This window comes from Wolbachia endosymbiont of Laodelphax striatellus, assembly GCF_007115015.1.
GTDB lineage: Bacteria > Pseudomonadota > Alphaproteobacteria > Rickettsiales > Anaplasmataceae > Wolbachia.
This window is the reverse complement of the sequence record NZ_MUIX01000001.1, coordinates 1,046,398-1,071,738: the sequence shown is the minus strand read 5'-3', so window position 1 is coordinate 1,071,738 and position 25,341 is coordinate 1,046,398. Positions and strand designations below refer to the sequence as shown.

Here is a 25,341-nt window from a genome sequence, read left to right as displayed (position 1 = left end):
ATATATTAAAGCAATCTCGATGTAAAAGTATCACACCTTATGGAGTCTTATAATATAAGGTAAATACAATTAAGACTATTGCAACTTGAGCACTTATAATCCCATTGCTTTAGCTCTTTATTACAATCAGCACATTTCCAACCTGGATCAGGCACAGCTTCTGAGTCCATCCTGTTTAACCAATAAATTGCTTGATCATACTCTTGCAACATAATCTTGAGCTGTACCATAACAAGGTAGATTGATATGTAATTAGCTTTTTTCATAGCAATATCTAAATGCTGACTTGCAAGATCATATTTCCCTAAGCTAATTGAAGACAAAGCAAGCAAGCAATAACTAAAATAATAATCAGGGCGTAAGTTATATAGTCTTTCAGCGCCTTTATTATTTAACTTGATATACATTCTAGCTGATTGAGGAGTAGGATTTACTCTATACTCTTCCTCTAATACTGTGGAAGCTTTTCTGATTTTTTCAAGCTTGATATATAATTCTGCCTTTAAATAATTGATGGGCTGAAAAGTTGCATAATAACTTTGTGCTTTAGCTAAATAATCTATAGCTTTGTAAAAACTTCCTTTACTTTCGTATTGCTTTGCTAAAGCGCAATAAAAAACCGCTAACATCTTTTTACGATCAAAGGGAAGAAAAATATTGAATTTGATAGCTTCCTTTAACTTTGAAATTGCATTTATCCAATCTTCTTGCAATATACAATGCTCTATTTGAAAGGGAATAGACAAAATTTTATCATTAATTGAACTAGAGCAATATTCTATAAATTTTTGAAAGACTAACCTTTCTTGCTTTAGGTGAATAATCAGTTTATTTATCAGAAGTAGAGCTAAGTTGCGATTTTTACTTGCAATACTCGTTAAATTATGGCTGAAAAAGCTGTAATTTCCCGTTTGACCTGAATTAAAGAGCTTTACTAAAGATAATTTATCACTTTCTTCATTTAGATTTTTAATTAGCTTATTGGTGTTCTCTATATTACCTAAGTCTAAGCTAAAGAAAGCTTCAAAGAGAAGCAATTCTTCCCTACTTCTTCTTCTATTTTTTATGTTAGCAAATGTTGATGAAATAGAAGAACAAAAACGTGCAACTGCAATCAATAAAAATAATAAGACTGCGCAAGCAAGAATAACGAAATATAGATCAATACTTATAGTGTAATTGCCTAATTCCAATTTTATTACTTCACCACTTACCTTGACCCATATGCCAAATAAAAAAGAAAAAGCAAAAATTATAAAATAAATCATGAGATGTATTGTAATAAGTGACGATATATTATTGAAGTATTCTTGAAAGCTACAATAAAATCATTCAATTTATTAAGCCATGGTTTGAATTCTGGGTATGTTAAGTCACTTATTGCGGTGGCTATGCTCTGCCAATCATTATCGCTTATTAATTCTTCAATTTCCGCAAGCTTTAACCTGAGTGGATCACTACGATCATCTATCTTTATCCAATTTGAAATGATTTTTTTAAACAAGTTACTTTTATTGTAGTTAATAACAGTCATGTTCTTCTCAAAAGACAATTTCAACCCGCGTAAAGTATCTACCTCTTTCAAATTTTCCAATTCATTTACTGCATTTTCTATCTCTGGATCGTCAAGCTCTGATATCAAAGGCTTTATTGAATTTATATGATTATCAAACTTGGCTTCTCGCAATAACGAATTCTTCATCTTAATCACAAGTAGAAGCAACTTTGCGAGGCTCTTATGCCTTAAACTACCATCACCCTGCTCACATTGAGTGTGAAGATTTCTCTTTAAGTCAAATATCCTTTTTTCTACCCTAGATTGATTAATTTCAAGCAACATTCTAAGTTCATCTACCTTTTCCGTTAAAACACTTATACTGTCTTCACTTTCTTGCTGATTTATTTTAAAAAATATTATGTTATTCATTGTAATATAGCTGGCAAATAACAATACAATTAAGAACCAACCTATGCATTTTTTTCGAGTATCATTCATAACGTAATATCTCCGCTGGGTCTTGTGCAGCTGACTGCAATGCAGGAGGAATTGTTGCTAAAAATGACAAGAACAATGCAAGTGCAGAAATGTTCACTACATCTTGAGAAACTAATATCACTGGCAAACTTGAAAAAAAGTATATCATAGGATCAAATAGCTTGATGTTGGTAATGTTTTCTAAAAACACTCTAATATTTTCAATATTGAGAGAAAAAACAACCCCTGTAATAGAGCCAAGACAAGTTCCTGTAAAACCAATTAACAGCCCACAAGCACAAAATATGCGCATAATGCTTCCGCTTGTTGCACCAAATGTACGCATAATTGCAATTGCAGATTTCTTTTCTTGCACTATCATCATCAAACTTGAAACAATATTGAATGCTGCTACAACTATAATTAAAGTGAGAATTAAAAACATCACATTTCTTTCAGTCTTTAAAGCATTAACATAATGGCTTTGCTGAGATTGCCAACTTTCAGCTCTCATTCCTGTTTCTTTTGCTATAGCGTTTGCTAGCTTATTAGCCATAGCAATATCATCTACAAACACTTCTATATTTCTCACATTATCTTTATAATTAAAAAAAGCTTGAGCTGACTTTATGGGCATATACATTAAGGTATTGTCGTACTCAAACATACCCATATCAAATATTGCTACAACTTTATATTCTTTCATTTTTGGTATTTCACCAGACAGTGCGTCAAATCCTTCAGGTGATATAAGCATAATGTTATCACCATAATCAATATTCAAAGCTTCTGCTAATCTTGCCCCTATTATGATACCTTCATCGAATTTTTCCACGTTACCCATAATTACATTATTCTTAACGGTAGTATTATTAAGTAAGTCTTTAGTTGACACACCACGGACTACGCTACCCACAATTCCACCATTTGATGCAACGATCACTTGATCATTGGTCATAGAAGTAGCTTTTAATACACCTGGGATTTTCTCAATAGATTTTAACACTGCGTGGTAATCTGAATTTATGCTTCTATCAAAGTAAACATTAATATGACCATTAATGCCAAGTACAGAGTCGAGCAGCTTTGCTCTGAACCCATTCATTACAGACATTACTACTATTAGCGTTGCAACTCCAAGAGCAATACCAATAATAGAAAACAAGGCCATTATAGAGCAAAATCTAGAATTCTTTGCTCGCAAATAGCGAATAGCCATAGTAAATTCAAAGGCAATAGACATTATACTAAGATTTAAATATCATACTTTTTATGCTTCATATAACTGTAATTTTTCCTTTACCTCAAATTAGGTTGTCTAAATTTAGCAAGCTTATAGAATATATTCAATATTCTATATTAAGACCTTCCATATATATCGTCCAATCTTACTATATCATTATCAGATAAAAACTTTCCTACCTGAAACTCAACTATCTCAAGAGGAAATCTTGTACTTTTATTCTCAATTTTATGAAACACCTTCCTTGGAATCTCTACTACATGATTTTTTGTTATAGCATATGTTTTGTCATCTAAACTCACGCATCCAACCCCTGATAGTATTATATGGTACTCATCTCTATAGTGGTGAAATTGCTTAGAAGTGCGGCTCAGTGGATTTATAAAAAGGTATTTTATAAGAAAATCCTTGCCCATTAAAACTACACTATAAAATCCCCATGGCTTAATCTCTTTCCTTATTGGCTTTACTTCCTTAACTTTATTAATGAACAACATTAGGCTCTTACTTGGCCGTTTATAAACTCTACCTAGTAAATTTTTTGCATCATTTTCTGTCATCAAAACTGGCTCTCTTCCTTTGGTTACAGCTTGAAACGACTCAAAATTCTTATTAAACCTCTTACTTAACTCTAAAACTGAACCCCAAGTGCCAACATCCATCCAATCGAAATTGGCTTCTATCATTACAATATTTTCTGCTTTTTCTATCACTAGGTGATCAATAGATGTATCACCCATTCCTGCACAATTTTGCTGTTCTAAATACAGAAATCTCTCTCGTGATACAAAATGCTTCATACTTTCACAACATAAATTATAGAGAGTCGGAGCAATTTTTTTTATCTCATCTATATAGCGTTTTGCTCTAAACACAAATATTCCAGAGTTCCAATAATGATCGTTACTTACCTTACGCTCGGGTTTTTCTGTAAAATCTTTTACTATATGACATTTTTCTTTCTGACCATATACTGCATTTATATAGCCGTATTCAGAATTGAATTCATGAGGCTTTACCCCAAAAGTGACTATAGAGTCAGTTTCAGAGGCTAGCTTAGACGCTTTCTCAATAGAAACATAAAAACTATTCAAATCACCTATAAAATGGTCTGAAGGCAGAACTAAGATTGTCTCGTTCCTATCGCAGAGAAGCACAGCAATTAGTGTTGCTGCCGCTGTCCCAATTTTAACTGGTTCAAAAACTACTTTACATTCCTGTAATGAATGTAATTCCTGCATCAATAATGACTCATATTGTATATTTGTGGTAATGATGGGTGGCATATAATCGCCTTTTAGCCTCAACAAAGTGTTGTGAAACATAGTATTCTGACTAAATATTTTCTGAAATTGCTTTGGCTTAGATAGAGGCCAAAGTCTGCTGCCACTACCACCACATAGTATTACAGGGCGCATATAGTTAAGAAATTTAATTAAATAATTAATATCTTATACTGAGGGCAAAATGCACGCAAGTTTTTGTTGTAAAATGATTAAATAGAGGGTGGGTATCAATTTAAAGTAATGGCTAATGAGGGTGTGTAGCGCCTTGCCCTTTCTGTGAATTCCTCTCATTTTGTAATTTCTCAACATAAATATTGCCGCTCTTTTTATTTCTAAACCCAGCTATTTCTTCATTAACTTTGTTTTGCGACTTTTCCTTTAAGCTTTCTCCAACACCTGGTTTTCTAGGTTTATCTATACTTTCACTATTTTTGCTCAACCCCTTCTCTAAGTTTTTTTCAATATCTGATTTTCTAGCGTTAAGCTCTTTCCATGTACCAGCTATGCTAAGTGGCTTATGATCCTTCTGCTTCGGCTTTGGCCTTTCCCCATTTGTAACAACATTAAAGTCGCTTTTTACTTCTTTCCAACATTCTTTCAATTGGTGTTTCCACATAGTAAGATAAGCATCACCATACTTTTTCTCATTTGCTACAAACAATAAAATTGGAGCCTTAAGTATGGTAGCTCCCATATTCACTAAATTTTTTACTGCCATTGCAGGGGTGAACAAAAGATAGCCAAAAGATTTTGCAACTCGATTTTTTCTAGCTATCAAATTCTCTCCTAATTTCATAGGAATGAAAGTCAGCAGCCTAGCACAAATCTTAGCTAAACCCGCAGCAAAAACAATAGGAACAGATATCAGACTTTTATCTAGCTCTAGACTACCATTTTGATCTCTAATTTCTGAAAAATTAGTGCTTAATTTTTTATAATTACTAGTGTATAGTAATTCTCCATTTCTTCCCTTTTCATCAATAACTCCCTGAACTTTACCCTCTCCATTTTTTACCTTTTTCATTAGCACAGAAGAGTGAGTTAATTCAAACCGACCATTAAGATCATTAGTTCTTTTAGCTTCAAAAATTGGAATATGTTTTTCAAGATCGATTTTTGAAAACTCAAATGGTTTATAGTAGCCATCATAATGCTTAACATCCTTGTTTTTTTCCCGATTAACTAAAAAGTCAATGGTAAAATAGAATCTATCATCCGTTTCCTTGACAAGAGCTAATTCAAAAATTTTCTTGCCATACAAAAGTTTATATGTCTTACCATTACTATCTACTTCTACAACTTTCCCAGATTTTACAATCTTATCGTAATTCTTTGGATATTTGCATTTTCTTCCATCTGTATATGTCATTACCTTTCTAAGATCCTTGACATAAATTTGAGATTCAGATGAAGCAAATAAACCTTTTGCTTTAAGTGTAAAATCTGTTACTGCTTTTTTTAACACTCCGAATATATTGTCAAACCAAAATCGCTATAGTTCAATAATAAAATTAGTAAGCTAATAATATATTAACACAGAACTAACAATTTTACAAGAAAATATGCCTATAAAAGAAAAAAGTCGTAAAAGCAAGGACTATATAAGTAATGCTTGATAAGTATTTCATGCATATAATTGTCAAAATCCTTAGAGGTACGCTTTCTATATAATCTTCACACACTACCTGCATTCCAAGAACTGCATGCCAAAAAATGCAAAACACCAGTATAACAAAAAACAAAAGCTCTAGGGGATGATTAATAGCCTGAAATAATTTTTCATTAAAAGACAAAGGGCTATCAACATAAAATGTGCAAGAAAATGAGTAAATAAACCAAGGAAATAAAAATAACAAAATCACCGCAGAAACACGCTGGATCCACCAATGATATACTGAATTTACAGATTGACTCATATAAACATAAATAAAAAAGCCATAGTAGAAAGAAATAGCATTATTGTTAGTAACATAGCACTTTTTGAAATACTAGCAATTTCTAAATTAAGCCCAGCATCCCACAATAAATGCCGAATACCATTAAGAAAATGATACATAAAGCTTACAAAACATAAGATATAAGCTAATTTAGCAACAGGAGTGAACAATAATGCATTTAAGCACCTTACTATAAGTAACTTAGAGGAGTAAACATATAATATAAAATACCAAGAAAGTATGATTAATAAAAGAAATAGCAAGATACCAGTCAATCTATGCATAATAGAGAAAAAACTAGTAACTTGCACTTTATATATTTGTAAATATGGAGAAAGAGGCCTATTACTCATAAAATTTCATTATCGAGAAATTAAAAAATAAAGTAGAACTAAAGACAGCAGTATAGTACATAATAACACTATTATTTGAAATGGTGAATTACGTACAAAGCCTAAGGAGGTAATCCAGCTGCAGATTCCCCTACTGCTACCTTGTTACGACTTCACCCCAGTCACTGATCCCACTTTAAATAACTCCTTCCTTGCGGTTAGGCCATTAGCTTCGAGTGAAACCAATTCCCATGGCGTGACGGGCAGTGTGTACAAGACCCGAGAACGTATTCACCGTGGCATGCTGATCCACGATTACTAGCGATTCCAACTTCATGTACTCGAGTTGCAGAGTACAATCCGAACTGAGATGTCTTTTAGGGATTAGCTTGGGCTTGCGCACCTTGCAACCCATTGTAGACACCATTGTAGCACGTGTGTAGCCCACTCCATAAAGGCCATGATGACTTGACATCATCCCCACCTTCCTCCAGCTTATCACTGGCAGTTTCCTTAAAGTGCTCAGCATTACCTGATGGCAACTAAGGATGAGGGTTGCGCTCGTTGCGGGACTTAACCCAACATCTCACGACACGAGCTGACGACAGCCATGCAACACCTGTGTGAAATCCGGCCGAACCGACCCTATCCCTTCGAATAGGTATGATTTCCATGTCAAGAAGTGGTAAGGTTTTTCGCGTTGCATCGAATTAAACCACATGCTCCACCGCTTGTGCGGGTCCCCGTCAATTCCTTTGAGTTTTAATCTTGCGACCGTAGTCCCCAGGCGGAATGTTTAACGCGTTAGCTATAATACAGAAAGTAAACTTCCCATATTTAACATTCATCGTTTACAGCGTGGACTACCAGGGTATCTAATCCTGTTTGCTCCCCACGCCTTCGCGCCTCAGCGTCAGATTTGAACCAGATAGACGCCTTCGCCACTGGTGTTCCTCCTAATATTTACGAATTTTACCTCTACATCAGGAATTCCTCTATCCTCTTTCAATCTCTAGATTAATAGTTTTAAAAGCAATTCCAAGGTTAAGCCTCGGGATTTCACTTTTAACTTATTAACCAGCCTACGCGCCCTTTACGCCCAATAATTCCGAATAACGCTAGCCCTCTCCGTATTACCGCGGCTGCTGGCACGGAGTTAGCCAGGACTTCTTCTGTGAGTACCGTCATTATCTCCCTCACTAAAAGAGCTTTACAACCCAAAGGCCTTCTTCACTCATGCGGCATGGCTGGATCAGGCTTTCGCCCATTGTCCAATATTCCCCACTGCTGCCTCCCGTAGGAGTCTGGACCGTATCTCAGTTCCAGTGTGGCTGATCATCCTCTCAGATCAGCTATAGATCATTGCCTTGGTAGGCTATTACTCCACCAACTAGCTAATCTAATATAGGCTCATCTAATAGCAATAAATTTTTCCCCCGTAGGGCGTATACGGTATTAGTTGCCGTTTCCAACAATTATTCCGTACTACTAGGTAGATTCCTATACATTACTCACCCGTCTGCCACTAAGTTATACCATAGCAAGCTACAATATAACTCCGTTCGACTTGCATGTGTTAGGCCTGCCGCCAGCGTTCATTCTGAGCCAGGATCAAACTCTCAAATTTAGACTTCAACCTATAAAAGGTTGAGGGTACATCGGATAAATCCGACAAAAATAATTTAGCTTAATACTGCTGTCTTTATTTCTACTTTAGAAATATTTTAATCTCCAACTATTCAAACAACTTTGAGAACATTATTATATGATATAATCACTATGTCAATATGTTTTTGCAAATCAAAAGCATTAATGTATAAATATATAACTATTTGGAATATTATCATGAAAAAATATATCTTTCTGCTTGCACTCGCACCAATGTTAGTTGGCATCACATTATACTTATTGCGCAACATTGATAACACAAAACAATCTATAACTGCAGGTGACAAATTTTACGAAGTATTATTCTTAAAAAAAGATAGTAAGCCGCTGCTAGAAGAAATAGATTCAAATTGGGGATATTTAGCAAATTTTGAACACGCATTCAATCATATCTCAGATTCAATGCCAACAGACACAGCATCTATTATTTATAATGATTTGGCAGATGATAAAGATGCTCCTAATGTTTTGCGTGAATTAGCACAATACTTAGAGGTAATGAGCTTACTTCACTCCAACGGTGAAAAAATAAATAAAGATAAAATTGATAATTTAGAATCAAGTGCAGTATATCCTTATTCAAGCCAAGAAGCTATCGCTGTAGTAAAGATACATAATAACGACATTAAAGGTGCAATTGAAATATTGCATTCATTATTAAATGATAGAGAATGTCCTACTCTAATCAAGGCCAATGCACAAGAATTACTTCTGGTATACGAAAACTAAAAACTTGCTTGCATAACAATTTGGCAGCGCATCCGATTAAATAAAGAGCTTTACTTGACAAACCTTCCTATTTTATTATGGCACTAAAAGTATTTATGACTCAAAATTTGTTTTTGACCTGCAGAATCAATCACAAAATCCAGTAAAAACTTAGGTAATTATTGGTAGATTACGTAAAATTATAGCGGTTTTTTAATTTTTTCTATACTCAGCCAAGTCACGCTTGTTAGAACACTATTACAGCACTACTTACAGTAATATAGAGTCAAAACTTTACTACTCAGAGGTTCTTTTACCTTTTTTATTTAGTAAGACTTCTCTATATTTATAGTTTATCAAAGAATAAACTTTACTAGTAGAATATCATTCTAGTACTGGAATGACAAAAAGAGAATAAAATCGCAATAGCTACGTATCAAGCACCGTTGTATTTTCTCTATGTTTTAGATTACCTTGTTTACCCCCCCCCTTTACCATTCAGCTACGCAGATAGTTACCACAAACCGCAAAGATGTTTAAAAGAAATCTAATTTTTATCAACTCATACATTTCATTACCAACTTCACAATAAGGTTCTGCTGTTGGATAAAAACAATCAAAAAAGAAATAATCCTTTAGTATTTCTTTGCTGCATCCAGAATTATAGTAAGTATCAAGCCCTCCTTTAAACCCCAGTTGCGGATTAATCAATACAGTAAAATCTAGAAATAGAGGGCTTTTTAGGCTTCATAGAATATGAAACTAATGTGGAAAAGATGTGCACCAAGAAATTTATTGGAGACCTGTGTCTTGAATGCTCAAGATCAAGTCTGTTTTTGAGGTAACCAAAAACTGTTTCAATAATCGACCTTTTTCTTAAAAAAATCTTTTCTTCAAGAAGCATTAATGTGTTTTTCATACCTTTTTTTACTTTGGTAACGAGTTTTATTCCTCTATCGAAGAGTTTTGCAAAGAGCTCTTTCTTTATATAGCCCTTATCACCAAACAAAAGACCAGTCAGTTTTTCAGTTAATTTTGGTACTGGTTTTCTGTCGTCAACGTTACCTTTAGTCATTGTAACTCCTTGAATTTCACCTTTTTCATTAATTACCATATGCAATTTAAAACCCAAAAACCAGCCATATGTAGTCTTTCCAAGCTTTGCCAATCCTTTGAAAACTTTGTTTCTTGAGATTTTTTTTGGATGGCAAACAGCGATAGAAGTTGCATCTATGTACGAAATTCCGGTCATTTTTGAGTGCTCACAAAGCCACTTTAACAAGAGCACTAAATACCATAAAACCCTAGATTTTAGCCTAATAAATCTACTATATGTTGGCAAATTTTGAAACTCAGATCCATGTAGTGCTTTCAAATAATATGTATAGAAAGATTTAAAGTCCTCACATCTAGATTGTTGATAAAGTAAAATTATAGTAAGAATTTCAGAATGCGTAATCCCTGGCGTTCTGGTAGGTTTTTTACTGTTTGGCAGGAGTTTTTCTGCGAAATTTTTGTTTATAGCCTTGCAAAAATCGTCTACAAAGCAAAATAATTCTGTTACATTTTTATTCATGGGTAACCTCTCTATTTTTTGATAATATGTTTCCGGAGTTTAGTGTGCCGTAGAGACACAAGGAATGTTCAAGTAAGAGCAAACTAAGTGCAAAAGCTACGCAATAGATGGGGGTGGGCCCCTCGGAGCCGGCTTACAAGAGCAGGCTTCAAACAACCATAAGCTGCTTTGGTAAAAAGCTAAGGTAGTGAGCGTTATGGAAAAGGCGCAAATATGCGTCATGTGTAAAATAGAGAGATGAATGAAAATGAACCACTGATAAAGTGTCGAAAGGAATTGGATGATGTCAAAACCAGGGGTTAGACTTAACCTGGGATAAATCTATCGGGAGCTTGTTTACTGGATAGATGGCGTCCGGCATAGAGGTGGCATGAATCTATTTTGGGCTATTGCGTGGAACTGCGGGAACCTGTCGTTTCGATGATAAGGGAGAAATCCAAGGAGCTGATCTCTGAGGATGAGAGTACCGATGCGGAAAACAGGGGCGGATCAGCTCGTAGTAGTGAAGAAGTTTCTGTAATGGAAATGGAGCGAAGGAGCTGAGTTATTTAGTTTTAGTTATTTATCAACCGAAAGGGAGGAGTTAATGAATAAAACAAAGTCTTGTGATATACCAAAGAAACTTATTTGGAGAGCTTATAAACAAGTATCGAAAAATAGAGGTGCTGCTGGTGTAGATGGGGTTTCGATAACAAAGTTTGAGGAAAATCTAAAAGATAATCTATACAAACTATGGAATCGTATGTCATCCGGAAGTTATTTTCCAGAGCCTGTAAAAGCTGTAGCAATACCGAAAGATATGGGAGGAGGACAAAGAATTTTATGTGTTCCTTCAGTATCAGATAGGATAGCGCAAACAGCAGCAACAATGTATCTCGAACCGTTAGTGGAGCCAAAATTCCATGAGGATTCATATGGTTATAGATCGAATAAATCAGCATTGGATGCGGTAGATACAGCGCGTAAGAGATGCTGGAAGTACGATTGGGTGGTAGACCTTGATATATCAGGGTTCTTCGACAATCTGGATCACGAATTAGTTTTGCAAGCTATCAAGAAACACACAGACTGCAAATGGGTCATACTATATGTTGAAAGGTGGATGAAATCCCCTATACAACTTGCAGATGGCAGTAAAGTAGTTAGGGATAAAGGAGTTCCGCAAGGAGGTTCAGTTAGCCCAATCATCTCTAATATATTCATGCATCATGTGTTTGATATATGGATGAAAAAGAACTATCCGACGGTACCATTTGAGAGATATGTGGACGATGCGATAGTGCACTGCAGAACAGAGAAACAGACAGGATTTGTGAAAGTAATGATCGAAGAGAGATTGGCTGAGTATAGGTTGAAATTACATCCTAAAAAGACACAGATAGTGTACTGTAAGGATGACAATAGGAGAGATGAATTTCCTAAACAAAGTTTTGATTTTCTGGGTTACACATTCAGACCCAGGTTAGCAAGAAATAAAATAGGGAAGCATTTTGTTTCATTTCTCCCAGCAATTAGCAACAAGGCCAAGAAAAAGATTACTACAACCATAAGATCATGGAAAATGCTACGAAATACGCATATAACATTAGAGGAGATATCAGGAAAAGTAAATCCAATAGTCAGAGGCTGGTATCAGTACTATGGCAAATTTTACAGAACTGAGGTCTACAAATCTCTAAAGAATGTAGAGCGGCATCTAGAAAAGTGGGTCAAAAGGAAATATAAGAGACTCAGGAGTCACGGAAGACTAGCAAGACAATTTCTAGGAAAGGTGAGAGATAGGTCTCCAAATATTTTCTATCATTGGACACTAGGTTTAGGGTCAAAAAGGCTAAATAATGGGAGCTGTATAAGCTGAGAGGTTTATGTACAGTTCTGCGAGAGACTGGTAGGGGAAGTTCCACTGGTCTACTCTCCCCCTATTTTCCTGGCTTTTTCACTGACTTCTAATCCCCAACTGGGGTTTTAAATATCAACAAGAGTATGTTTATACTTTTTCCAAATCACCTCCCCCAAACTGGTCTGTGATGTTTGATAGGTATACATCTCGATCATTTAACCCTTTGCTCTTATATTTACCAAGCATACTTTTCATTTTAGAGTTAAGATCGAATGCTTTTATTTCAAGATCTGCACCTTTCTTCATATAATCTAAATCATTATCTAATTTTGTATTGAAACTCTGTGTAAGCTTTGCCAGCCAGCTCTCTTGCTTTTCGTCTTTATTAAAGCTAGTATCAAAACAACCTCAGTCACATTTTCAACAATCACATGCTTTACACCATATTCATTTAGAACCAAATGCATTACATATTTCACTAACCGCTTTATTTCAATACTTTTTCTGCTTTAACATTGGTATAAGCAGTGGCACCCATAATATTATTTCCGTCGATTATAATGAAAAATAAATCTCCTTTACCTACGTCTGGATGATGTTTAATTACTGCGCTTAGCTGATTAACTAAACGAAATTTATTGAGGAAATAAGAAAAAATAGGGTTAAGAATTTCAGATGCTGTTGCATATAAAATCGCATAGTTATGACCTTGCTGTTCATAGTATCGATCAAAAAATGAGCATCTCCATGATGGCTTAAATTCTTCTAAACCTAAATACTTTGCTACATATTCAACAACAGCAAGGCCATTACTAAAAGATCCTCCTTAATAAAAATGGGCATTAAGTTCACGTTTCTTACAAAGGATAAGTTATTTAAAATTTCAATAATTGCATCATCATCAGATAAACTATCACCCAGAACACAAAAATTTTTACACTCTGAATTAGAGTTATTATTTTTATTTGCCATAACATTCAACACCTAATCATACTGCTCTATGAAGCCTATAAAAAAAGAAAAATAGGGTAAAATTATAGAACTTTGGCTGAATTTTACCTATTTTTTGAGCAGCCCTTCTGCCTTAAAAGAAACCCCTAAGTTTTTTAGCACGGCTTGGATGTTTCAACTTACGTAGTGCTTTCGCCTCTATTTGCCTAATTCTCTCACGTGTAACATTAAAAATTTTTCCTACCTCTTCTAAGGTATGCTCCTTTCCATCTTTACCAAGGCCAAAGCGCATCCTTAGAATTCTTTCTTCTTTTGGTGTTAAAGTTGCAAGAACATTGGTCGTAATGCCACGCAAGTCGGCAAGTATTGCAGCATCCTCTGGTTTAGAAACTCGCTTATCTTCTATACAATCACCGAAGGTACTACTATCATCCTTTCCTGTTGGAGCTTCAAGACTTACCGGATCTCTTGCTATCTTCATAACTTTGCGTATTCTTTCTATCGGCATCGCCAATTCTATACTCAATTCCTCTAATGTAGGCTCTCTACCCATTCCATGAGTCATCTTTCTTAATGCTTTGTTGATTTTACTGATAATTTCCACCATATGTACTGGTATTCTAACTACTTTAGACTGTTCAGGTATTGCCCTAGTGATTGATTGTTTTACCCACCAAGTACCATAAGTCGAAAATTTATACCCACGTTTGTAATCAAACTTATCCACAGCCTTCATAAGACCAATATTACCTTCTTGTATCAAATCAAGCAGATCAAGGCCTCTTTTTGAATACTTTTTAGCAATCGAAACCACCAGCCTTAAATTAGCCTTAATCATTTCTTGCTTTGCTTGAGAGACTTCTTGTTCATGTTCCTGTATTCTCTTGATTAGCTTCTTAAACTCCTGAACTTTATCTCCTTGTACATAACTCTTAATATTGCTTAAAGCACTAGCTATATACTCATAGCTATCGTTTATAAACCTTAAGAATTTATTTTTTAATTCACCTGTAAAAAGAGATTGATTTTCATTAATCTTGAGAAGACTTATTTCACTAAACTCGTGCTCTAAAAGCACATCATCATAAACATTATAAAAACTTTCTCTATCAATATCGTACTTTCTAGCTTCAGTAATAAGATTAGCTTCTTTAAACGTGATTAGTCTATTTATTTCGTAAAGTTTTTGTGTAATTCTGTTAATAGCAGCATCACTAAACTGAATTTGTAATGCTACAGACCATATTTGATTATATAAATTTTCTAGCTCATTAGAGAAATCTTTAGAACTTTTTTTCAATACCAATGCTTCATTTGTTAAAGCAATGATCTCATCCAATGCCGTGATAACCTTTGGCAATAAATCACTTTCCATTTCAAGAACAGAAATATTTAAGTTAGCTGAACTTATGTCTTCACTCTCATTTCCCTTTTCATCATCACCTTTTTCCTCATCATTAACACAATCTCTAACATCTTCAGCTTCACTTTCTTCTTTGTCCACCATGTTGAAATCAGAGTTATAAATTGCATCCAGATTTATAATTTCTCTCAGCAAAAAAGTTCCACCACTTAAATCATCACGCCATGTTTTGATCATGTTGAATGCCACTGATGTTTCAATTATTGCACGTAACATGTTATGCTTTTCAGATTCAATTTTTTTTGCTATCTTAATTTCATCTGCTCGTGACAAAAGCTTTACGGAGCTCATATCTTGTAAATAAATCCTTACTGGATCATCATTTTGCACTAAAATTGTAGTAGTATTCAACGATGTCTCATCATCATCAAGCTTATTACCACCATCATTAGAAGGAGCTTCTTCCTCATCTTCACTACTTTCCAGTATGTTAATTCCAGAGTCTTGCAATAAAGCTATAGTATCATCTATAAAATCAGGTGAAAAATTTTCATCTGACAACTTATCATTTATATCATCAAAAGTGATAAAACCACCCTTTCTCATACTTTTAGCTACAAGATCTTTGATGATTTTTTTCCTATCTTCCGTATCATTAATAGTTGACATCATTACCTTTACAGTTTATAATTTTATTTCTTATTTATCAAATAAACTTACAATTAGCAAGCTTATAGTTTTATTCTTAATTTATAGTTACTTGCTACTTCATATAGTCTAAGATACTGTCAATTTATTCACACTCTTCTTAATCAACTAATCTCTCCATTCTTACCGCTATGGACAATCCAACTGAAAATGTTGCAATTCCAACCACTATAGCAGTAAGCATTAAGACGTGAGGTATAGGATTGGTATATAAGTGAAAATTTGAAGTCAATATAGGAGGTAAAGAACTTTTTATATACCCTAAAGATATGTAAAATAACAAAACAGATGCTTGTAAGACACTTAATCCCATCATTTTTTTGATTAAGTTTTTATCATTTACAATGATATAGAAAGCTAGCACCATTAATATAGTAATGCCTACATAATTATATAGAGTCATTGTTTTTTCTTACGAGCAAAATTTATATATATGATTAACATGGAAGAAGAGACGGTAAGTAATACACCCAGCTCCACTAAGAAAATACCCAATTTTTGACCTGTTCTACTATCAGCTGATAATATACTATAGGATAAAAAATTTTGGCCAAATAAAACTGTTATAATACCAGCTCCTCCATAGGTTAAAATACCTAGTACGTTAGTAAATTTGATCATAGAGTAAGGTATTGCTTTTAAAGTTGTAGGTATATCAAATAACATAGAATATAATATTATCCCAGAAGCAATAATTATTCCCGCCTGAAAACCTCCACCTGGAGTATAGTCACCATGAAACTGTATGTATAAACCAAACAAAATGATAAAAGGTATCATCAAAAATGTTACTGCACTTAATACCGGATCTTTAATCACTTTCTTTCTCTTCTAATATTAACATTATACAAAGTGCAGCAGTAAAAACTACTATAGTTTCTCCAAATGTGTCATAGCCACGAAAGCTTGCTAAAACAGCTGTCACTATATTAGGAATACCAATAGCTTTTTCAGTATTTTCTACATAATAAGGAGCAACGTGCAAGTGAACTGGAGCATTATGACTGCCAAAATCTGGTAATTGAATCATAAAGTATGATAAACATGCAGTCAAAAATAACATAAAAAAAAGTGTTGTGGGGCTATGAGATAAATTTGCTTTGTAATTCTTTACCAAAGAGAGTGCTGCAAACGTAAAGACTGTGCTCAATCCTGCACCAACAGAAGCTTCAGTAATTGCAACATCTGGAGCATTCATAATCAAGTACATAAGTGAAATAAGTGAACTAAATACACACATTAGAACAGCACTTACAACCAAATGTTTCGAAAGAACTATAAAAACTGTAACCATGAGTAACAGCAAAAGTAATATTAGATTCAGTATTTCTAGCATCTTAACCTTCTTTAATAGTCTTTACTTTTATAATAAGTACGCGCTAAAATATAACTGTTAGTTGAATTGGCTATCCATATTATAAAAATCAATAGTATAACTTTAATAGTATTGATTGAAAATTCATTCTGCCAAGCAAAACCAATCAACAACAACATTGCGCCACTAGAATCTGCAATACCTGCAGCATGTAGTCTAATATAGAAATCAGGAAATACTACTACTCCTAAGCTTGAAATGACTATTAAACAAATACCTAAAAATATGAGAATGGATGCTACCATAAATTATCAAAACAACATTAACCTCATTAGCGCTATAGTTGATATAAAGCTGATGCTAGCATATAGCAATGCTATATCAATTAAAAAAAAATCATTCAGAATAATCGATATTGCTGTTATGAGTAAAACTACTTGTGTTGATAAACTATTGAATGCTAAAACCTTATTGTACACATCACTTGACCTAAACACTATACAACATAACATTACACTCATACAGAATAAAAGCGCATAGATAGCAATACTAATCATTTATAAGCTATTACAACTTCTGCAGATTTCTAAATCGGTACTTCTTCACCACTATCTTGATCATCTATTTCATCATCTTGACCTTCTTGACTTATATCCAGACTTGTGTTAAGTTGATGATCAGAAAAATTTAACAAATTTGCTAGCTTACTTGGACTACTACTATAAGCATTATCTGTATTTCCTTTCATGTGCTCCTTGCACCTTTTCACCAAAAGGTTAAACAATTCATGAGTATTCACCTTCTTTTCTGCTATTTCATATAAAGAAACTATCGTATCCTTATGATCTTTAAACTTAACCATTTCAACGGGATCGCTTGCCCCTGTACTCAAATCATGTGTTCTTTGACTTGCTAGCAGAACCAATTTAAAACGGTTGTGTACCTGTTCTACACACTTTTCTACAATAGACTCAACCATAAAATACTACCTTGATAAGCTTTATACTATATCACAAAAAATAAGATGTCAACTTCGGATCTATTGAGATCCAATTCTACATTCTACTTTTTCTGCTTTAGCTTTTACTGATTGATTTTCTGTTATTGTAATTGTTATTTCATGATCAAGCTTTTTCAAAAAACCTAACAGTCTCTCTAAAGAAAAACCACTTGTCTTACCACTTTTAATTTGTGACACCTTTGGTTGATCAATACCAAGTTTCTCGGCCGCACAAGCTTGAGTCCAAGTATTTTTTCCTATAATTTTACTTATTATTCCAAGCAATTTTTTTTTTATTGCTTCACTATCCAGATTGTTTAATGATATTATTTCCATAATTTTTACTCTCACATACTAACTAGCTTTATTAAATATTATATCATAATATTTAATATACCAATATATTAATACTATATAATTTGTCAATAACTATAATGATATACTGATACTCAAAATTTTAAATTGACTGTAATTTTTATCAAAATACTAGTAATTTCAAACTATTATTTTGTAAAAAACTCACTATTAAAGAAAATAAGTTAAAATTGCAAAGTTTAAAATACAGAAATAATCATTTTACAAACTCGTTTTAGAGACTGTACATAATCTCAAGAAAGGAATAAAGCAGGAGATAGAGTATGTAAATTATGAAAACAGAGCAAGATGAGTAGGAGAAAAACTGAGTAAAGTTCTGTAGAAAGAAACAAAATCAAGAAGATTTAGGATGTTTTTACATAGTGTTACAGGTCCTAAAAGTGGCCTTCAGTGAATCAACAATGTTTTCAAAATGGCAAGATTATTTTAATAAATGAAGTAAAAAACATAGCGGAAGTAAAGAAAGTGTTTTGAAACATATATAAAAAAGTAGTTGCAAAGAAACAAATAAAAGGATGTAACTGTCGAGATCTTTACCGTATTGTCAAAAGGTAAATCTCTAATACTCTTATAGATAAGTGTAGACAATTGTGATAAGCAAAATTCAATACTAGCTTACAAATCGTCTTCTTGCTTCCACCACTTTGCTTCTAAAAAGATTATGAATAGACCCTTATATCCGAAATTTATACCTCTATATTTTAATATAGGATTCATTTCAATTTTTAAAGTTTCTATTTAATGAGAATGCTATATCATATTCGTAATTTAATTTAAATATTTGTTGCTTCTGAAATACTATTTGGTTAGTAAATAAAATCATGTCTAATACAGAAAAAATGAAAAAAGATGTTGCTATAATTATGGGAAGCGAGTCGGATTATGGCACTATGGTGCATGCTATTAACCTATTAAAAGAATTGGAAATTTCACATGATGTATTTATAATATCCGCACACAGAACACCAGAGAGACTCTTTAATTTTGCTAAGTCTGCTCAAGAAAAAGGCTTTAAGGTTATTATAGCTGGTGCAGGAGGAGCAGCTCATTTGCCTGGTATGACTGCGTCGCTTACTTATTTACCTGTTATCGGTGTTCCTGTACAAAGCAAACAATTAAATGGACTAGATAGTCTATTATCTATAGTACAGATGCCAAAGGGTGTTCCAGTTGCAACAATGTCTATAGGGGAGAGTGGAGGATGCAATGCTGCTATTACTGCTGCATCTATATTATCAATTTCTAACAATGAAATTGCAGATAGATTAAAAAAATGGAGAGAGGAACAAACTGAAGCAGTAAAAGAGAAACCAAAATTATAATGGCAATAGTTCTTTTAGATGCAAAAACCATAAATCGTATAGCAGCAGGAGAAGTAATAGAAAGACCTGCAAGTGTGGTAAAGGAATTAGTGGAAAATGCAATAGATGCAAAAAGCTCAGAAATAGAAATTAAAATAGAGAGTGGTGGACGTAATCTTATTACTGCAATAGATGATGGAAGTGGAATGCGAAAGGACGACCTAGAATTTGCATTTATGCGCCATGCCACTTCAAAATTGAGTGACAGCGAATTGATAGAAATCAAATATCTTGGCTTTAGAGGGGAGGCTTTGCCTTCAATTGCAGCAGTAAGCAGGATAAAGTTATCATCTAAGGCAAATGGAACAGATACAGCATGGTCTATAAGCTATGAGGGAGGAGAAAAAATAGGAAAGGTTATGCCTTATTCTTTATCAAGAGGCACACATATTGAAGTAAGAGACTTATTTTTTGCTACTCCCAATAGATTAAAATTCTTAAAAACTGAAAGGGCAGAAACACAAAGCATTGTTGATATCGTAAACAACTTAGCAATGATTAATTATGGAATTGGGTTTACTCTTACCTCGGATAACAAGAAGCTTTTAAAATATGCTAAGCAGGAATCGTTATTTAGCAGGGTATGTGAAATAGAAGGAGAATTTTACGAAAACTCTCTTGAAATTCTTGAAGAAGAAGACAGCATTAGGCTTACAGGACACATCTGCAAACCAACTGTCAATCGTGGCAATTCAACTCAAATCTATACATTTGTTAATGGTAGACCAATTAAAGACAATCTACTTATTGGCGCAATCCGTTATGCGTATCATGATCTTATTCCAAGCAATAGATATCCCTTTGCAGCGTTGCACTTAGAGATACCGTATGATCAAGTAGATGTAAATGTTCATCCGAATAAATCAGAGGTAAGGTTTCAGAACAAGAGGCTAATATATGAAATAGTGAGAAGAGGGCTAATAAAAGTGCTATCAAAGAGAATAGATCTTGCAGAAACTGTAGTAACCCAGACTGAGATAACAAGGAATCATCTATCATCAGATCCTTTTTGTGGGTCTAATCTTCAAAATAAATTTTATGGAGGAAGGTCAGATCCTTTTGAAAATCAGCTAATGAGACAATTTGCTTCTCCAAGTGTAGAATTATCAGAACGATCAGAATTGTTTAACTATACAGGAATGCAAAAGTCTCAACCACAAACAGAAGCTATAGTACTAGAAGAGAAACAAACTGATTTGATCGAAAGTGATCCTCTTGGATTTGCATGCTGTCAAGTCCATAATACTTACATTATTGCCGAGGCAAAAGAGAAACTCATTATAGTTGATCAACACGCAGCCCATGAAAGGTTAGTGTACGAGTGCTTAAAGGAGAAATCAAGTATAAAAAGACAAAAACTTCTTTTGCCTGAAATGGTTGAAATCAAAAGTCAAGCCGGTATGGAAATGATAGAAGTTTATAAGGATAAGCTTTTCGAAATGGGCTTTGATATCGAAATTAAATCAGAAAATGCGATCATAGTAAAAGAAATACCTGCAATCTTAGGGGCAATAGATGTGAAGGAAATGCTAATTGATATAGTGGATAGATTAATAGAAACAGAAGATACTCTACCTATAGAGGATAAAATAAATAAAATACTAGCTACAATTGCTTGTCATGGATCAATTAGAGCAGGTAGAAAGATGAAATTAGAGGAGATGAATGAGTTGTTGAGGCAAATAGAAAAAACACCATATTCTGGACAATGCAATCACGGAAGACCAACCTATATAGAAATGAAATTAAGCGATATTGAAAAGTTATTTGAGCGAAGGTAAGAAATTGTCACAAATGTGTATAGATTATACAACCCTAGTTTCGTCATCTCAAAACTCAGATACACAATTGTTCGAACATTGCAATTTGCAGGTAATTTGCATAGTAGATAATGTCATTCCATCACTTGACAATGATTTATTATGCAGCTACTTGATTAAAATTAAGTTTACTAAATCCCAGGTATTGTCTTTTTATGTTAATAATTAATATACAACTAAAGATACTTATCAAAAACGACAATAAAGAATTCAAAAAAAGCTAGAAATTCTGTAGAATTGACCATAACATATAGAAAAAAAGGAAGTGTATGATCACATCCTTCACTCTGATCATTAATTTGTAAACAAAATAGTTTTGCATTTTTCGATAAGATTAAGTAATATCAGCGTATTAGTTATACAATTAATAATTTTTATGGATGAGCGTAATCCTTGGAATCTTGGAAAGAAACCGTCAGGTCCAAGTAATGAAGATATTTTAAGTAAAGCTGTGTCTGATATAAGATGCTTTTTTAATGGCTTAACCAGAAATAGAGGGAAAAAACCTTATTTCATCATTTTCATTATTTTGTTGTTTTATTTTTGTACTGGTTTCTATATTGTCCATCCGAGTGAGGAAGGTATAGAACTTACTTTTGGCAAATATTCCAATACAGAAACATCTGGTTTGCGTTATCACTTTCCCTACCCTATTGGTAAGGTTTTTAAAGTAAATGTTAAAGAAGTAAATCGTGAAGAAATTGGGATAAGCAGCTCTTATGGGCGAGATACAGATCGTGGTGAAGGAGTGATGCTTACCGGAGATGAGAACATAGTCAACGTTAACTTTGAGGTCCAATGGAGAGTCAGGGATGCTAAAGATTATTTATTCAAAGTGCGGGATTATAAACCTGGTTTTAGCGTTAAAAATGCTGCTGAAAGTGCTATGAGAGAAATAATAGGTAAGAATACGATCTCTTTTGCACTCGAAGGTCAAGGCAGAGCTGAAATTTCCAGAGATACTATAATTTTATTGCAACAGATTCTTGATGGATATCAAATGGGTATAGAGATTTTATCCGTTCAAATGAAAAAAATTGATCCACCAGAAAAGGTGATTAGCTCATTTAGGGATGTACAAAGTGCTCGCGCAGATAAGGAGCGTACCATAAACGAAGCATACGCTTACAGTAATGATATTATACCTCGTGCAAAAGGTGAAGCAATAAAGATAAAATTAGATGCAGAAGCATACGAGAATGAAATAATAAATGAAGCAAAAGGTAATGCAAATCGCTTTTTATCTCTTTACGAAGAATATAGACAAAATCCTTCTCTTGTTAAGAATCGTATTTATCTTGAAACTATGGAAAATATTTTCAGCAAGGTAGATAAGTTTGTTATAACAGACGATCTGAAAGGTATGTTCTCTTATTTACCCCTTACAAATCTAGGAAAATAGTCATGAGTAGTAATATTAAAATTGTTTTTGCTTTTGTATTTGTTGCGTTATTGATTGCATTATCTAATTCAATCTTCGTTGTTCAAGAAACAAAACAAGCGATAGTTATACAACTTGGTAAAGTCGTAAAAGATGTTAGGGACAGTGGTTTATATTTTAAGCTACCATTTATAAATAACGTAGAATTTCTTGATAAGAGAATTTTAGATCTAAGTCCTGATAAAACTCCAAGGGAAGTGATAACTGCAGATCAAAAGCGTATTATAGTAGATGCTTATGCAAAATATAAAATAATAGATCCTATCACTTTTTATCAAACTGTGAAAAATGAATCAGGGCTAGTTAGAAGATTATATCCTGTCATAGAAGCTCACATAAGGGAGAATATAGGAAGATTTTCATTAATTAGTTTATTGAATGAAAAGAGATCAGAAGTTATGCAATTAATTCAACGTGGAGTTTATTCTGAAGCTGGAAAATTTGGCATAGAAATAATAGATGTAAGAATTAAGAGAGCAGATCTACCAGAAGAAAATAGTTCTGCAATATTTCGCCGCATGCAAACTGAAAGGGAAAAGGAAGCAAAAGAAATTAGAGCAGAAGGAGAACAAGCTGGACAAGAAATTAGATCAAAAGCTGATAAATTAAAAAGGGGAATTGTCTCTAGTGCAGTAAAAGAATCACATGAAATAAGAGGCCGTGGTTATGCTGAAGCAACCAGAATCTATAATGAGGCATTCAAGGTTGATGAAGAGTTTTTTAACTTTTATCGCTCTATGAAAGCTTACAGTAAATCATTTGCTGAGGGTAATACTAAATTTGTGCTTTCACCAAATAATAATTTCTTAGATATTTTGAACAAGGGATGGAAATAGTTTATGAAAAGTAAAGCATTTATTTTATCTATATTTGCATATTTTTTAATTTCATTTTCTTCATATGCTAATCTGTTTGCAAAAACAGTTGCAGATCCTGTATGTAGTTGTAATAAAGGGCTTGCTGATATAGTGGAAGAACTTATTCCCGCAGTTGTAAATATTTCAAGTGAGCAAATAGTTAAGCAAGAAAATAACAGTAGAACTAAAATTCCCTTTACGCCAAGAAATAATTTCTTTGATGACTTTAGAGAATTTTTCGAGCATTTTGATCAATTTTTTGATAGAGCTCCTAGCATTAATAGAGAAGTGACGTTACTTGGGTCTGGATTTATTATAGATAAAAGTGGAACCATAGTAACCAACTATCACGTTATTAAAAATGCCCAAGATATTACAGTTACTATGAACGATAATACTTATTTCAAAGCAGAAGTTTTAGGCTATGATGCAAAAACTGATCTTGCTGTACTTAAGATTAATTCTGATAAAGATCTTCCTTTTGTTGAATTTGGTAATTCTGATAAAACAAGAGTTGGTGATACAGTTATTGCAATAGGCAACCCTTTTGGTTTGGGTGGCTCTGTAAGTACAGGAATTGTGTCTGCAAGATCTAGAGACATTAGTATTGGTACTATGAATGAATTTATTCAAACTGATGCTGCAATTAATAGAGGTAACTCAGGGGGACCACTATTTCATCTAAATGGAAAAGTTATAGGTATTAATACTGCTATTTATTCCCCATCTGAGTCTGGCGGTAACGTGGGTATAGGCTTTGCTATACCATCTAATCTAGCTATTTCAATTATTGACACATTAAAAAGTGGTAAAAAAATAAAACATGGTTGGCTTGGCGTGCAAGTTCAGCCTATAACAAAAGAATTTGCTGAATCCTTGAGTTTAAAAGATATCAAAGGTGCATTAGTTGCAAGCGTAGTAAAGGGCAGTCCTGCAGAGAAAGGAGGAATCAAAGTAGGTGATATACTATTAGAGTTTGACGGCAAAAAAATTGATAGAATGACGCAATTACCTCATATGGTTTCACGAACTGAGCCCGGAAAGAAAGTACAGGTTAAGCTACTTAGAAAAGGTAAAGAAGTCAATATCAAGGTTGCAATCGAGGAATCTACAAATGATGATTCAGGTAATAATCAAGAAGAAAATAAATCAACATCTAGTTATATAAGTGGTTTAACCGTTTCAAATTTGCCAAAAGAACTAAAAAATAATGCACCCACAAAGGGTGTAGTAGTTACTAGTGTAGATAGTAGTAGTAATTCTACACTACGTGTTATTAAGAAAGGTGATATAATTATCCAACTAGATGGAATCGATATTGAAAATACTAATGATTTTCAAAAACAAATTGATTCAGCAGTAAAAAAAGACGGCAAAGATTCAGTAATGTTGCTTATTTACCGCAACGGCAATCAATTTTTTACCTCAATCAAATTGAAGAAGTAGCTATTTATCTAGCTGGTCATGAAAAAATTGCTTGACAAATTTAACTAGCTTCTTTATCCTGAGGGTAAGGGTGTTTCTGTAGATTAATAAAATTTATCCCTATACTGAAAACGTTTCCAACGAGATTATGGAAGAACTA

The 25,341-nt window shown here is 33.6% G+C and carries 25 protein-coding genes and 1 rRNA gene; 8 read left to right on the top strand and 18 right to left on the bottom strand.

Going from position 1 to position 25,341, the window contains the following annotated elements:
• Nucleotides 1-47 precede the first annotated feature (47 nt).
• From BVG17_RS05165 to BVG17_RS05130, 8 genes are all read right to left on the bottom strand, one after another.
• Nucleotides 48-1,268, bottom strand: coding sequence for a tetratricopeptide repeat protein (locus tag BVG17_RS05165; RefSeq protein WP_063630932.1), 1,221 nt, complete (start codon nucleotides 1,266-1,268; stop codon nucleotides 48-50).
• Complete coding sequence (locus BVG17_RS05160; RefSeq protein WP_063630931.1) at nucleotides 1,265-1,996, bottom strand: hypothetical protein; 732 nt, start codon at nucleotides 1,994-1,996, stop codon at nucleotides 1,265-1,267. The genes BVG17_RS05165 and BVG17_RS05160 overlap by 4 nt, the downstream gene beginning before the upstream one ends.
• A complete protein-coding gene (locus BVG17_RS05155; protein WP_063630930.1) occupies nucleotides 1,989-3,218 on the bottom strand; it encodes a lipoprotein-releasing ABC transporter permease subunit in 1,230 nt (409 codons plus the stop codon). The genes BVG17_RS05160 and BVG17_RS05155 overlap by 8 nt, the downstream gene beginning before the upstream one ends.
• Nucleotides 3,219-3,334: 116 nt before the next feature.
• The gene (locus tag BVG17_RS05150; protein WP_063630929.1) at nucleotides 3,335-4,636 is read right to left on the bottom strand and encodes a sugar phosphate nucleotidyltransferase; all 1,302 of its coding nucleotides are present in this window, start codon (nucleotides 4,634-4,636) and stop codon (nucleotides 3,335-3,337) included.
• A 112-nt stretch (nucleotides 4,637-4,748) separates the two neighbouring features.
• The gene (locus BVG17_RS05145) at nucleotides 4,749-5,978 is read right to left on the bottom strand and encodes a hypothetical protein (RefSeq protein ID WP_063630928.1); all 1,230 of its coding nucleotides are present in this window, start codon (nucleotides 5,976-5,978) and stop codon (nucleotides 4,749-4,751) included.
• Nucleotides 5,979-6,054: 76 nt separating this feature from the next.
• Nucleotides 6,055-6,420: a succinate dehydrogenase, hydrophobic membrane anchor protein gene (gene sdhD, locus BVG17_RS05140; protein WP_084241000.1), complete on the bottom strand. Its 366-nt coding sequence runs from the start codon at nucleotides 6,418-6,420 to the stop codon at nucleotides 6,055-6,057.
• Nucleotides 6,417-6,794 (bottom strand): succinate dehydrogenase, cytochrome b556 subunit, encoded by a 378-nt coding sequence (gene sdhC, locus BVG17_RS05135; protein ID WP_017532402.1) that lies wholly within the window; start codon nucleotides 6,792-6,794, stop codon nucleotides 6,417-6,419. Before sdhC ends, sdhD begins: the two co-directional genes overlap by 4 nt.
• Before the next feature lie 102 nt (nucleotides 6,795-6,896).
• Nucleotides 6,897-8,400 (bottom strand): 16S ribosomal RNA (locus tag BVG17_RS05130).
• A 152-nt stretch (nucleotides 8,401-8,552) separates the two neighbouring features.
• Between BVG17_RS05130 and BVG17_RS05125 the strand changes: the two genes are divergently transcribed.
• Nucleotides 8,553-9,170 (top strand): hypothetical protein, encoded by a 618-nt coding sequence (locus BVG17_RS05125; protein ID WP_063630927.1) that lies wholly within the window; start codon nucleotides 8,553-8,555, stop codon nucleotides 9,168-9,170.
• Between the two features lie 682 nt (nucleotides 9,171-9,852).
• Here BVG17_RS05125 and BVG17_RS05115 read toward each other — a convergent pair.
• Complete coding sequence (locus tag BVG17_RS05115; protein WP_143688848.1) at nucleotides 9,853-10,725, bottom strand: IS982 family transposase; 873 nt, start codon at nucleotides 10,723-10,725, stop codon at nucleotides 9,853-9,855.
• Between the two features lie 420 nt (nucleotides 10,726-11,145).
• Between BVG17_RS05115 and BVG17_RS09990 the strand changes: the two genes are divergently transcribed.
• Both BVG17_RS09990 and ltrA read left to right on the top strand, forming a co-directional pair.
• The gene (locus BVG17_RS09990) at nucleotides 11,146-11,268 is read left to right on the top strand and encodes a hypothetical protein (RefSeq protein WP_255446080.1); all 123 of its coding nucleotides are present in this window, start codon (nucleotides 11,146-11,148) and stop codon (nucleotides 11,266-11,268) included.
• A 43-nt stretch (nucleotides 11,269-11,311) separates the two neighbouring features.
• The gene (ltrA, locus tag BVG17_RS05110) at nucleotides 11,312-12,583 is read left to right on the top strand and encodes a group II intron reverse transcriptase/maturase (RefSeq protein WP_143688811.1); all 1,272 of its coding nucleotides are present in this window, start codon (nucleotides 11,312-11,314) and stop codon (nucleotides 12,581-12,583) included.
• Nucleotides 12,584-12,712: 129 nt separating this feature from the next.
• Here ltrA and BVG17_RS05105 read toward each other — a convergent pair whose 3' ends face one another.
• The 9 genes from BVG17_RS05105 to BVG17_RS05060 all read right to left on the bottom strand — a co-directional run bounded on the left by BVG17_RS05105 (nucleotide 12,713) and on the right by BVG17_RS05060 (nucleotide 18,238).
• Complete coding sequence (locus tag BVG17_RS05105; RefSeq protein WP_063630925.1) at nucleotides 12,713-12,871, bottom strand: hypothetical protein; 159 nt, start codon at nucleotides 12,869-12,871, stop codon at nucleotides 12,713-12,715.
• A gap of 778 nt (nucleotides 12,872-13,649) precedes the next feature.
• The gene (gene rpoD / locus BVG17_RS05095; protein ID WP_063630923.1) at nucleotides 13,650-15,548 is read right to left on the bottom strand and encodes an RNA polymerase sigma factor RpoD; all 1,899 of its coding nucleotides are present in this window, start codon (nucleotides 15,546-15,548) and stop codon (nucleotides 13,650-13,652) included.
• Nucleotides 15,549-15,687: 139 nt separating this feature from the next.
• Nucleotides 15,688-15,990, bottom strand: a complete 303-nt coding sequence (locus BVG17_RS05090; protein ID WP_026092627.1) for a cation:proton antiporter subunit C — start codon at nucleotides 15,988-15,990, stop codon at nucleotides 15,688-15,690.
• Nucleotides 15,987-16,406 (bottom strand): Na(+)/H(+) antiporter subunit B, encoded by a 420-nt coding sequence (locus tag BVG17_RS05085; protein WP_017532012.1) that lies wholly within the window; start codon nucleotides 16,404-16,406, stop codon nucleotides 15,987-15,989. Before BVG17_RS05085 ends, BVG17_RS05090 begins: the two co-directional genes overlap by 4 nt.
• A complete protein-coding gene (locus BVG17_RS05080) occupies nucleotides 16,399-16,923 on the bottom strand; it encodes a DUF4040 domain-containing protein (protein WP_017532011.1) in 525 nt (174 codons plus the stop codon). Before BVG17_RS05080 ends, BVG17_RS05085 begins: the two co-directional genes overlap by 8 nt.
• Nucleotides 16,924-16,934: 11 nt before the next feature.
• Complete coding sequence (locus tag BVG17_RS05075) at nucleotides 16,935-17,207, bottom strand: monovalent cation/H(+) antiporter subunit G (protein WP_063630922.1); 273 nt, start codon at nucleotides 17,205-17,207, stop codon at nucleotides 16,935-16,937.
• 6 nt (nucleotides 17,208-17,213) lie between these two features.
• A complete protein-coding gene (locus BVG17_RS05070; RefSeq protein WP_017532009.1) occupies nucleotides 17,214-17,459 on the bottom strand; it encodes a monovalent cation/H+ antiporter complex subunit F in 246 nt (81 codons plus the stop codon).
• Nucleotides 17,460-17,488: 29 nt separating this feature from the next.
• Nucleotides 17,489-17,881, bottom strand: coding sequence for a DNA-directed RNA polymerase subunit omega (gene rpoZ / locus BVG17_RS05065; protein ID WP_063630921.1), 393 nt, complete (start codon nucleotides 17,879-17,881; stop codon nucleotides 17,489-17,491).
• 60 nt (nucleotides 17,882-17,941) lie between these two features.
• Nucleotides 17,942-18,238, bottom strand: a complete 297-nt coding sequence (locus BVG17_RS05060) for a helix-turn-helix domain-containing protein (protein ID WP_017532007.1) — start codon at nucleotides 18,236-18,238, stop codon at nucleotides 17,942-17,944.
• Nucleotides 18,239-19,098: 860 nt separating this feature from the next.
• On the opposite strand from BVG17_RS05060, the gene purE reads away from it, so the two are divergent.
• From purE to BVG17_RS05030, 5 genes are all read left to right on the top strand, one after another.
• A complete protein-coding gene (gene purE / locus BVG17_RS05055) occupies nucleotides 19,099-19,599 on the top strand; it encodes a 5-(carboxyamino)imidazole ribonucleotide mutase (protein ID WP_017532006.1) in 501 nt (166 codons plus the stop codon).
• Nucleotides 19,599-21,419: a DNA mismatch repair endonuclease MutL gene (gene mutL, locus BVG17_RS05050; RefSeq protein ID WP_063630920.1), complete on the top strand. Its 1,821-nt coding sequence runs from the start codon at nucleotides 19,599-19,601 to the stop codon at nucleotides 21,417-21,419. Before purE ends, mutL begins: the two co-directional genes overlap by 1 nt.
• Nucleotides 21,420-21,834: 415 nt before the next feature.
• Nucleotides 21,835-22,860, top strand: a complete 1,026-nt coding sequence (gene hflK / locus BVG17_RS05040) for an FtsH protease activity modulator HflK (protein ID WP_063630919.1) — start codon at nucleotides 21,835-21,837, stop codon at nucleotides 22,858-22,860.
• 2 nt (nucleotides 22,861-22,862) lie between these two features.
• The gene (hflC, locus tag BVG17_RS05035; protein ID WP_007302430.1) at nucleotides 22,863-23,735 is read left to right on the top strand and encodes a protease modulator HflC; all 873 of its coding nucleotides are present in this window, start codon (nucleotides 22,863-22,865) and stop codon (nucleotides 23,733-23,735) included.
• A 3-nt stretch (nucleotides 23,736-23,738) separates the two neighbouring features.
• On the top strand, nucleotides 23,739-25,202 hold the full coding sequence (locus tag BVG17_RS05030; protein ID WP_063630918.1) for a DegQ family serine endoprotease: 1,464 nt from the start codon (nucleotides 23,739-23,741) through the stop codon (nucleotides 25,200-25,202).
• The last annotated feature ends 139 nt before the right edge of the window (nucleotides 25,203-25,341 follow it).